General features: G+C 41.4%; 7 protein-coding genes and 5 tRNA genes. 1 reads left to right on the top strand and 11 read right to left on the bottom strand.

Annotated features, from left to right (window positions below):
* Window positions 1-49: 49 nt before the first annotated feature.
* The 11 genes from PSI06_RS04095 to PSI06_RS04045 form a co-directional block, all read right to left on the bottom strand.
* Window positions 50-1,951: a SurA N-terminal domain-containing protein gene (locus PSI06_RS04095; protein ID WP_273603189.1), complete on the bottom strand. Its 1,902-nt coding sequence runs from the start codon at window positions 1,949-1,951 to the stop codon at window positions 50-52.
* 172 nt (window positions 1,952-2,123) lie between these two features.
* Window positions 2,124-2,423, bottom strand: a complete 300-nt coding sequence (locus PSI06_RS04090) for an HU family DNA-binding protein (RefSeq protein ID WP_286247754.1) — start codon at window positions 2,421-2,423, stop codon at window positions 2,124-2,126.
* A gap of 183 nt (window positions 2,424-2,606) precedes the next feature.
* Window positions 2,607-4,967, bottom strand: coding sequence for an endopeptidase La (lon, locus tag PSI06_RS04085; RefSeq protein ID WP_004586897.1), 2,361 nt, complete (start codon window positions 4,965-4,967; stop codon window positions 2,607-2,609).
* A gap of 150 nt (window positions 4,968-5,117) precedes the next feature.
* Window positions 5,118-6,401: an ATP-dependent protease ATP-binding subunit ClpX gene (gene clpX, locus PSI06_RS04080; RefSeq protein ID WP_004586896.1), complete on the bottom strand. Its 1,284-nt coding sequence runs from the start codon at window positions 6,399-6,401 to the stop codon at window positions 5,118-5,120.
* Between the two features lie 135 nt (window positions 6,402-6,536).
* Window positions 6,537-7,154 (bottom strand): ATP-dependent Clp endopeptidase proteolytic subunit ClpP, encoded by a 618-nt coding sequence (gene clpP / locus PSI06_RS04075; RefSeq protein WP_055253119.1) that lies wholly within the window; start codon window positions 7,152-7,154, stop codon window positions 6,537-6,539.
* A 163-nt stretch (window positions 7,155-7,317) separates the two neighbouring features.
* Entirely contained in the window at window positions 7,318-8,622 is a 1,305-nt protein-coding gene (tig, locus tag PSI06_RS04070; protein WP_004586894.1) for a trigger factor, read from the bottom strand.
* Window positions 8,623-8,977: 355 nt separating this feature from the next.
* Window positions 8,978-9,054, bottom strand: a tRNA-Pro gene (locus tag PSI06_RS04065).
* Window positions 9,055-9,105: 51 nt separating this feature from the next.
* A tRNA-Pro gene (locus PSI06_RS04060) sits at window positions 9,106-9,182 on the bottom strand.
* Window positions 9,183-9,197: 15 nt separating this feature from the next.
* Window positions 9,198-9,273 (bottom strand) — tRNA-His (locus PSI06_RS04055).
* Window positions 9,274-9,297: 24 nt separating this feature from the next.
* Window positions 9,298-9,374 (bottom strand) — tRNA-Arg (locus tag PSI06_RS04050).
* Between the two features lie 54 nt (window positions 9,375-9,428).
* Window positions 9,429-9,505, bottom strand: a tRNA-Pro gene (locus tag PSI06_RS04045).
* A 341-nt stretch (window positions 9,506-9,846) separates the two neighbouring features.
* On the opposite strand from PSI06_RS04045, the gene folD reads away from it, so the two are divergent.
* Complete coding sequence (folD, locus tag PSI06_RS04040; protein WP_273603188.1) at window positions 9,847-10,701, top strand: bifunctional methylenetetrahydrofolate dehydrogenase/methenyltetrahydrofolate cyclohydrolase FolD; 855 nt, start codon at window positions 9,847-9,849, stop codon at window positions 10,699-10,701.
* Window positions 10,702-10,750 lie beyond the last annotated feature (49 nt).

Here is a 10,750-nt window from a genome sequence, read left to right as displayed (position 1 = left end):
AAAAGGCGCGTTACTTATAAAGTAACGCGCCTTTTTTAATGTATCGCGATTATTCTGCTGCTTGCTCTACCACGGGTAGATTTAGCTCAGCTTTAGCCTTTAAAGACTCAATAAACGCTAAGTAGTTTTTGTTAGCTTGCGCCATAGTAATGTTTTGCTGTACTTGCGGGTCGATATTTGCGGTTACTTGCGCATCGCTTACCGATTTAAGTGCAACAATTGCCGCATCACCGTTGTTTAAATCAACCACGTCTGTGCTTGGTGCATCATTAGGACGAGGCATTTTAAACGCTTGCGTTACAATAGCAGGCGAAACCGTGTAGCTTTGACGCGTTAAGCTCGCTTCTTCACGTACCGTTAGGTTTTGCTCACTGGCCACATCGCTTAGCGTTTTACCTGCTTGAACTTGTGCAAATAACTCACGAGCTTTTTCTTTAGCAAGTGTTGATGCTTTTTCATTAACTAAACGTGTTTTGATTTGCTCACTCACTTGTGCAAGCGGTTTAGTTGCAGATGGCTCGTATTTATTTACACGTACTACAATAACGTGCTCATCACCTAGCTCAATCACTTCTGAGTTTACTTTATCTTCAAGTAATTCTACTGAGAACAACTGAGAAATTACCGCAGGTGTATTAAGTGGCTCTGGCAATGCATTACGTGCAACAAGTGGCGTGGTTTTAACTTCAACGTCTGCCACTTCTGCTACATCGTCTAAACGGTCAGAAATCTCAAATGCTAAGGCACCCATTTCTGTTTGCTTTTCGTAAAACGCATCTACTTTTTCAGTTTGCTCAAGCTCTGCACGTAAGTCGGCTTTTACGTCGTCATACGCTTTCACTTGCTCTGGCTGTAAGTCAGTAAGTTTAATAATGTGATAACCAAACTCTGATGCTACAACCTCTGAAATATCACCTTTGTTTTGAAGCGCAAATGCAGCATCTTCAAAAGCAGGGTCCATTACATCGCGCTCAATCCACTCTAGGTCGCCGCCCATTTCGCCACTCACAACATCATCAGATGATGACTCTGCAAGCTGTGCAAAATCAGCACCTTGTTCTAACTGCTCATGTAATGCGTTGGCTTTTTCAAACGCGGCATCATCATCTTCGCTGTTATCAATTAAAATGTGTGATACACGGCGTTTTTCAGGCTCGATGTATTGTGCTTTATTTTGCTCATAATACGCTTTTACGTCGTCTTCTGTTACCGACTCTACGGTGATATCTTGTGCTTTGAGCTCAATGTAATCAACCGATACACGCTCTGGCGATAAAAATTGTGATGCGTTTAGCTCGTAGTAATCAGCAATTTCTTGCTCAGATACGTCTACGTTTGCTTGTAACGCTTCTTTGCTTAAAACAAGGTAGTCTATGCTACGCGTTTGCTGCTGCAGGGCTGCAGCGCGTTTAAGCTCGTTTTCAAGTGCAAACTCAGTACCAGCAACCGCAGACACTAATTGGCTGCGTGTCATATCTTTACGTAAGTACTCACGAAAAGCATCTGGTTGAAAGTTCATTTGACGAATTACTTGTAGGTAACGGTCGTTATTAAATTTTTCACCAATTTGAAAGTACGGTAGTTCTAAAATTGTTTTACGTACGCTGTCGTCGCTTACGCGAAGGCCTAAATCTGCCGCTAATTGTGATTGCAATTCTTGTTGTACTAAGCGGTCAATTACACCTTGACGAATTTGCGCCATGTAATTTGGATCTGCACTGATTTGTGCAAAGTATTCGCCAAATTGTTGCTCTAAACGGCTACGTTCGTTTTGATAAGCACGATTAAATTCGGTTTGGCTAATTTTAATTCCATTTACTTCAGCAACGGGTTGTTCTGGGGTTTGACCTAAGTAACTACCGATCCCTGCTAAGGCAAAAGATAAAATCACCGCGCCTAAAATTATTTTGGCTACAGGACCCTGTGAGCCCTCTCTGATTTTCTCAAGCATTTGTTTATCTCTTATTGATCAAGGTATTTTACCTTGTCATATGTAAAAAAAGCGTATCTTACCAGATACGCTTTTTCACTTGAAGTAACTGGCGGTGAAGTTACTTAATTCATCGATTAGAATAATTAAGCTTATATACACTCGCCATAACTAATCTGTATTTAAACAGTGATTAGTTTACTGCGTCTTTCAGCGCTTTACCGGCTTTGAAAGAAGGAATATTTGCCGCAGCGATTTGGATAGTTTCACCAGTTTGTGGGTTACGGCCTGAACGAGCAGCACGCTCGCGTACTGAGAAAGTACCAAAACCTACAAGTGCAACTGAATCGCCATCTTTAAGCGCTCCAGATACAGACTCGATGAATGAATCTAGTGCACGACCTGCAGCCGCTTTAGAAATGTCAGCGTCAGCTGCGATTTGATCGATTAATTGAGATTTATTCACAATATCATCCTCTTTCATTGTTATTATCAAGAGCGATTGTTTTTTAAACTAACATCACTTTTTTGAAAATTTTAGAGCAAACTTTTAATGCTCACATGATTATATTTTTCTTAAGCCTAGGCCCCATAAGGGCTAGGCTCGAAAACCAGTGCTTAACTTATCATACCGATTAGATTTGAAAAGCCCTTTAAAGCACTTTTTTTGGGTTTTTTATTGGTTTTTCGGTGTTTCGACTGAAAAACTCTCAACAGGATGCACTAAAGCTAACTTTAATACTTCATCAATCCACGTAACTGGGTGAACATCTAAGCCTGCCAGTACGTTATCTGGGATCTCTTTTAAGTCACGTTCGTTAATTTTAGGAATGATGACTGTTTTAATTCCACCACGGTGTGCAGCAAGTAGTTTCTCTTTTAAACCACCAATAGGCAGTACTTCACCGCGCAGTGTTATTTCACCTGTCATTGCTACATCGGCTTTAACGGGGTTACCTGTTAAACTCGATACTAAACCCGTTACCATTGCTGCACCGGCACTTGGGCCATCTTTAGGGGTCGCACCCTCTGGTACATGCACATGAATGTCGCGTTTTTCGTAAAAATCGTTATTAATACGGAACGTATCAGCACGATTACGAACCACCGTCATGGCCGCTTGTATCGACTCTTGCATTACATCGCCCAGTGAGCCTGTGTAGCTTAATTTGCCTTTACCTGGCACAGCCGCACATTCAATGGTCAGTAAATCGCCGCCTACTTCGGTCCACGCCAAGCCTGTTACCTGACCAATGCGATCGCCGTCTTCAGCTTTACCGTAGTCGTAGCGCTGTACACCTAAAAACTCTTCTAGGTTATCTTGATTGATAGTGACTGTTTTAGTCTCTTTATCAAGTAAGATATTTTTAACGGCTTTACGACAGAGTTTAGATACTTCGCGCTCTAAATTACGTACGCCCGCTTCACGCGTGTAGTAACGAATAATGCCAATAATTGCACTGTCTTCTATTACTAGCTCAGAAGGTTTTAAACCATTGCGTTTAACTTGCTTAGTAATTAAGTGCTCTTTTGCAATGTTTAGCTTTTCATCTTCGGTGTAACCCGATAAGCGAATAACTTCCATTCTGTCCAATAGTGGACCAGGGATATTAAAGCTGTTTGATGTTGCTACAAACATTACATCCGATAAATCGTAATCAACTTCTAAGTAGTGATCAGCAAAGTGGCTGTTTTGCTCCGGATCGAGCACCTCTAATAATGCTGATGCTGGGTCGCCGCGCATATCAGATGACATTTTGTCGATTTCATCTAACAAGAATAATGGGTTTTTAACGCCCACTTTTGTCATGTTTTGAATCAGCTTACCTGGCATAGAGCCAATGTAAGTACGACGATGGCCACGAATTTCAGCTTCGTCACGTACACCACCTAACGCCATACGAACATATTTACGACCCGTAGAGCGTGCAATAGACTGCCCTAGTGACGTTTTACCTACACCCGGTGGTCCTACTAAACATAAAATAGGCCCTTTAAGCTTATTAGTACGTTGTTGCACCGCGAGGTATTCAATTATGCGTTCTTTAACTTTATCTAAGCCGTGGTGATCGCTATCAAGAATTTTTTGCGCGCCTGCTAAGTCTTTTTTCACTTTAGAGCGTTTTTTCCATGGTACGTTAATTAACGTATCAATGTATGAACGCACTACAGTGGCCTCTGCAGACATTGGCGACATCATTTTAAGCTTATTAAGCTCAGCTGATGCTTTTTCTTTCGCTTCTTCTGGCATACCTGATTCTTCAATACGCTTTTTAAGCGCTTCAAATTCGTCAGGTACATCATCAAGCTCACCAAGTTCTTTTTGAATGGCTTTCATTTGCTCGTTGAGGTAGTACTCGCGCTGAGACTTTTCCATCTGCTTTTTCACGCGGGTACGAATTTTTTTCTCAACTTGCAATAAGTCTATTTCACCTTCCATCAGTGCCATTAAGTATTCTAAGCGCTCTGTAACGCTTGAAATTTCTAACACTTTTTGTTTTTCAGGCACTTTTAATGGCATATGCGCTGCCATTGTATCGGCAAGGCGTGCTGGCTCATCAATGCCTGAAACAGAGGTTAATACCTCAGGTGGAATTTTTTTATTAAGTTTTACATAGCCTTCAAACTGGCTAACAGCGCTGCGGATGAAAATATCTTGCTCTTGCTCATCCACTGAATCAGATTCGATGAACTGAGCATTCGCTACAAAAAACTCATCGTTATCTACAAATTCTTCAATTTGTGCGCGCTGCGTACCTTCAACTAAAACTTTAACTGTACCGTCTGGTAACTTTAATAACTGAAGTACAGTAGCAATAGTACCGATACGGTAAATATCGTCTTGCTCAGGTTCGTCTACAGTTGCATCTTTTTGTGCAACCAAGAAAATTTGTTTGTCTTTATCCATTGCCGCTTCGAGGCATTTTATTGATTTTTCACGGCCTACAAAAAGCGGGATCACCATATGCGGATATACCACAACATCGCGCAGTGCTAACACTGGGATTTCGACTCGATCGGTTCTCTCAAGCGTCATTATAGTTTCTCTTCGCACTTCATTTATTTAAAAGATTACTCAAGTATATGGGGATAATCTAATTAAAGTTCAACAATTTTCCCCAACTCGTTCAAATTAATTATAAAAAAAGGAGCCTAAGGCTCCTTTTTTATACAAATAGCTTAAAAACTACTCTGATGCAGCTTTATCTTGATTATTGTTTTCATAAATCAAGATTGGGTCAGATTCACCTTTAATCACGGTTTCATCTATAACCACTTTGCTTACATCATCCATTGATGGCAGCTCATACATAGTATCAAGGAGTACGCCTTCAACAATTGAGCGAAGTCCGCGAGCACCTGTTTTACGCTCCATTGCTTTGTGAGCAATAGCGCTTAGTGCATCATCACGGAACTCTAATTCAACGTCTTCCATACCAAACAATACAGAGAACTGTTTAGTAATGGCGTTTTTAGGTTCACTTAATATTTGTACAAGTGCCGCTTCATCAAGCTCAGTTAATGTAGCAACAACAGGTAAACGACCAATAAACTCAGGAATTAAGCCGTACTTAACTAAATCTTCTGGCTCTACGTCTTTAAATGTTTCGCTTAAAGAGCGGCTCGACGCTGACTCTTTAACGTTAACACCAAAGCCAATTCCGGTATTTTTATGGCTACGCTGTTCGATTACTTTATCTAGGCCTGCAAAGGCACCACCACAGATAAATAAAATCTTAGAGGTATCAACCTGTAAAAACTCTTGCTGCGGGTGCTTACGACCACCTTGTGGTGGTACTGAGGCAACCGTGCCTTCAATTAGTTTAAGCAGCGCTTGTTGTACGCCCTCACCCGACACGTCGCGTGTAATAGATGGGTTATCTGATTTACGTGAAATTTTGTCAATTTCATCAATGTAAACAATACCACGTTGCGCTTTTTCTACGTCGTAGTCACATTTTTGTAGCAGTTTTTGAATGATGTTTTCTACATCTTCACCTACATAACCGGCTTCGGTTAGTGTAGTTGCATCTGCCATAGTAAACGGTACATCAAGTAAACGCGCAAGTGTTTCTGCCAGTAATGTTTTACCACTACCTGTAGGGCCAATAAGCAAAATGTTACTTTTACCTAGTTCTACTTCTTGCTTTGTAGATTGGTTGCGTAGGCGCTTGTAGTGATTGTATACCGCTACAGACAATACTTTTTTAGCATGGTCTTGACCAATTACGTAGTCATCTAAGTGATTACGAATTTCTTTTGGCACAGGTAGTTTATCAGACGAATTATGCTTAGGAGCAATGTCTTTGATTTCTTCCCTGATAATATCGTTACACAGCTCTACACATTCATCACAAATGTATACTGAAGGACCTGCAATTAATTTACGCACTTCGTGTTGGCTTTTGCCACAAAAAGAGCAGTATAACAATTTATTACTTTTGTCGCCGTCTGTAGGAGTGTCAGACATTCAGCTACCTCTTTTATACGTTGGCTGCCAAATAAGGTTGGCAACTATTTCAAATTCGCTTTTAACTATACCAAAATTTACTGGTTTTCGCATAGTAACTCAAAGTGGCAAGCAATTATTTGCTTGCCTACACGCTTACTTGCTTTCGCGACTTGTAAACACTGAGTCAACCAGGCCGTAATCTACAGCTTGTGATGCACTCATAAAGTTATCACGGTCAGTATCGCGTGAAATAACATCTAATGGCTGGCCTGTATGCTCTGCCATTAAGCGGTTAAGTTTGTCTTTAATAGACAGAATTTCTTTAGCGTGTATTTCAAAGTCAGATGCTTGACCTTGGAAACCACCTAACGGTTGGTGAATCATTACACGTGAGTTTGGTAAACAAAAACGCTTACCTTTAGCGCCAGCAGTAAGCAAAAATGCGCCCATGCTTGCCGCTTGGCCAACACAAATTGTACTTACATCTGGTTTGATGAAGTTCATTGTATCGTAAATTGCCATACCAGCGGTTACCGAACCACCTGGTGAATTAATATATAAAAAGATATCTTTTTCAGGGTTCTCTGATTCTAAAAATAGCATTTGCGCTAAAATTAGGTTTGCCATGTTGTCTTCAACTTGGCCCGTTAAAAAGATAATTCGCTCTTTTAATAGACGCGAATAAATGTCATACGAGCGCTCACCTTTAGCTGTTTGTTCAACAACCATAGGGACTAATGCATTTAGGGGATCTGTCATACCAGTGTTCATACTTTTTTAATTCCTTATGCGCTTATGCTTTTTCTTACTAAAGGAAGCATAGTTATCATTTTTCGCAAATTATGGGGCACAAACTAAAATGGCCCGGGCACACTGCATAAACAGAGTAACACGAGCCATTTAATCGTTAGCGAGCGCTTAAGTCAATGACTTATTAAGCACCTTGCTGAGGATTCATGATGTCATCAAATGCTTTTTCAACGTCAGACACGTTTGCTTTAGCTAAAATAGCTTCAACAGCTTGCTCTTCCATTGCAACATTACGCATTTGCTGCATAAGTTGATCATTTGCTTTGTAGTATTCTACTACTTCAGTTGGATCTTCATAAGCAGATGCAACTGTAGCAATTAATGCTTCAACTTTTTCATCATCAACTTTGATATCGTTTGCTTTGATCACTTCACCTAGTAATAGGCCAGTTTTAACGCGAGTTACAGCTTGCTCGTGGAACAATTCAGCTGGAAGCTCAGGCATGTTTTTAGCATCGCCACCAAAACGTTGAGCTGCTTGCTGACGTAGTGCGTCAACTTCTTGATCAATAAGTGCTTTAGGCACTTCGATTTCGTTGTTTTCTAAAAGACCTTTAATCGCTTGGTCTTTCACGTTAGCTTTAACCGCTTGGTCTAACTCACGTGTCATGTTCTTTTTAACTTCTTCTTTAAGCGCGTCTACGCCGCCTTCGGTAACACCGAACTTAGTTGCAAACTCTTCGCTTAATTCAGGTAGCTCTTGTGCTTCAACTTTTTTCACTGTGATAGTGAATTGAGCCGCTTTACCTTTCAGGTTTTCAGCGTGGTAATCTTCAGGGAAAGTTACATCAGCAACTACTTCTTCGCCTGCTTTTTTACCAACGATGTTGTCTTCAAAACCTGGGATCATACGACCTTGGCCAAGCTCAAGTGGGAAGTCTTCAGCTTTGCCGCCTTCAAACTCTTCACCGTCGATAGTACCTACGAAATCAACTGTTACACGGTCGTTTTCGCCAGCAGCTGCGTCAACATCAGCCCAAGAAGCGTGTTGCTTACGAAGTGTTTCTAGCATGTTTGCTAAGTCTTCGTCAGTTACTGTTACTGCTGGTTTTTCTACTGCAATTTTGTCTAAACCTTGAACTTCAACTTCAGGGTATACTTCAAACGTTGCTGTAAACTCTAAATCTTTACCTGCTTCAAGTGATTTAGGTGCAAATGATGGTGCGCCAGCAGGGTTAATTTTTTCAGCAACAATTGCTTCAATGTAGTTACGCTGCATTACTTCGCCAGCTACTTCTTGACGAACCGCAGGTCCAAAACGCTTGTTAATTACTGAAACTGGTACTTTACCAGCACGGAAGCCATCGATACGCTGCGTTTTTGACAGTTGTTGTAAGCGTTTTTTTACTTCGGTCTCAACGTTCTCTGCAGGAACGGTGATGGTCAGACGGCGCTCAAGGCCTTGAGTCGTCTCAACAGAAACTTGCATGATTTACCTCAATATTCAATTTTGGCGACTGTTCGCCTTCCTTACAAACAAAGTAATCTTCATGAGTCTTGATAAATTTTAAAGCGATTTTTCACTAAAAAGCATCCGTCACTACCATGAGATCCCATTGCTGCTCTGCCCTTCGGGCACTATGTTAAACAATAGACGCGGCATTATAACCTAATAATTATGATAGTCGAGTGTAGGGGGCAATTATTTGGACTAGTTTAGCTACGATCGAGACCAACTGCGTAAAAAACAGACTAACTGGTACGTTAAAGCGATATTTTAGTAGGAAGTAAATAGAAGTTATTGCTGAGTGATTACTCGTTTACTTTCTTTAAGGTTAAGAAAGTGGTCGGCGATGCAGGATTTGAACCTGCGACCCCTTGGACCCAAACCAAGTGCGCTACCAAACTGCGCTAATCGCCGATAATCGTGTTGAATACTTAAATGTTGAATTTAAGACCACTTATGAGAAAGTGGTCGGCGATGCAGGATTTGAACCTGCGACCCCTTGGACCCAAACCAAGTGCGCTACCAAACTGCGCTAATCGCCGATACTCGAAGTAAATTGGGGTGACTGATGGGGCTCGAACCCACGACAACCGGAATCACAATCCGGGGCTCTACCAACTGAGCTACAATCACCACGGTATTTACTTTGTTTTCAAATGGCGCACCCGGAAGGATTCGAACCTTCGACCAACGCCTTAGAAGGGCGTTGCTCTATCCAGCTGAGCTACGGGCGCATCGAAAACTTCATAGTTTGCCTGTAAGCTATTCTATTATAAAAATAAAAGAAGTGGTCGGCGATGCAGGATTTGAACCTGCGACCCCTTGGACCCAAACCAAGTGCGCTACCAAACTGCGCTAATCGCCGATGCTTACGATTGCCTGCGAGTGACCTCGTTGACAACGGGGTGCATAATAGTGATTTGCCAGGGAGAGGTCAAACGTTTTTTGCATAAAATAAATCAATCGGTCATTTTTAGTTCATAATGGTTAAATATTGCAAAACTAAGCTGAAATTTAGACGCTTTTTTTGAAAACACCTGTTTATAACCTAAAAGCAACTTGGCGCTTCGGGCCTTTTCTGCGAAAATAGCCTGCATATTAAAAAAGCATTAATAAAATTAATTTTTTGCATACACCCCTCTTTATATGCAGATGCTTTTAAAATATAAGTATCGAAGTTTATTTAACCCCAATTAAAGGTCCCCCATGACGGCAAACATCATTGATGGTAAGGCAATCGCAAAACAAGTACGTAGTGCAGTGGCTGAGCGCGTAAGCGAACGCGTTGCAAACGGTTTACGTGCACCCGGTTTAGCAGTAGTACTGGTAGGGCTTGACCCTGCAAGCCAAGTTTACGTTGGCTCTAAGCGTAAAGCGTGTGAAGAAGTAGGATTTATTTCAAAGTCATTTGATTTACCAGCGCAAACCAGCGAAGAAGAACTACTAGCATTAATTGATGAGCTAAATAACGATGGCGAAGTAGATGGTATTTTGGTGCAACTACCGCTACCTGAAGGCCTAGATGCTGAAAAGATTTTAGAACGTATTACACCACATAAAGATGTAGACGGTTTTCACCCTTACAATATTGGCCGCTTAGCGCAACGTATGCCGGCGCTGCGCCCATGTACACCCAAAGGGATTATTACCTTATTAGATTCAACGGGCGTGCGTTACAAAGGGATGCATGCGGTAGTTGTTGGTGCCTCTAATATTGTTGGTCGCCCTATGTCGCTTGAGTTATTACTTGCCGGTTGTACTACAACGGTATGTCACAAATTTACACAAGACTTAGAAACCCATGTGCGCCGCGCAGACTTATTAGTAGTGGCCGTAGGTAAACCTGAATTTATACCTGGTGAGTGGGTAAAAGAAGGTGCGATTGTGATTGATGTAGGTATTAACCGTTTAGATACAGGCAAGTTAGTGGGCGATGTTCAGTACAGTACTGCAGAGCAAAAAGCTGATTTTATTACTCCTGTACCGGGTGGCGTTGGCCCAATGACTGTAGCAAGTTTAATTGAAAATACCCTCGAAGCATGTGAAAAATACCACAGTTAATTTAATGCCTTAGTATTAAAAAAGGGTTGCCAACTGGCAACCCTTTTTA

Source organism: Pseudoalteromonas sp. GABNS16E (assembly GCF_028598715.1).
Classification (GTDB): Bacteria; Pseudomonadota; Gammaproteobacteria; order Enterobacterales; family Alteromonadaceae; genus Pseudoalteromonas; species Pseudoalteromonas atlantica.
This window is presented reverse-complemented; position numbering and strand designations above follow the sequence as displayed.

Bases quoted from the DNA above. Each gene is read 5' to 3' on its own strand.
- lon (WP_004586897.1), bottom strand. From the start codon at position 4,967: ATGACGCTTGAGAGAACCGATCGAGTCGAAATCCCAGTGTTAGCACTG.
- PSI06_RS04095 (WP_273603189.1), bottom strand. From the start codon at position 1,951: ATGCTTGAGAAAATCAGAGAGGGCTCACAGGGTCCTGTAGCCAAAATA.
- clpX (WP_004586896.1), bottom strand. From the start codon at position 6,401: ATGTCTGACACTCCTACAGACGGCGACAAAAGTAATAAATTGTTATAC.
- tig (WP_004586894.1), bottom strand. From the start codon at position 8,622: ATGCAAGTTTCTGTTGAGACGACTCAAGGCCTTGAGCGCCGTCTGACC.
- clpP (WP_055253119.1), bottom strand. From the start codon at position 7,154: ATGAACACTGGTATGACAGATCCCCTAAATGCATTAGTCCCTATGGTT.
- folD (WP_273603188.1), top strand. From the start codon at position 9,847: ATGACGGCAAACATCATTGATGGTAAGGCAATCGCAAAACAAGTACGT.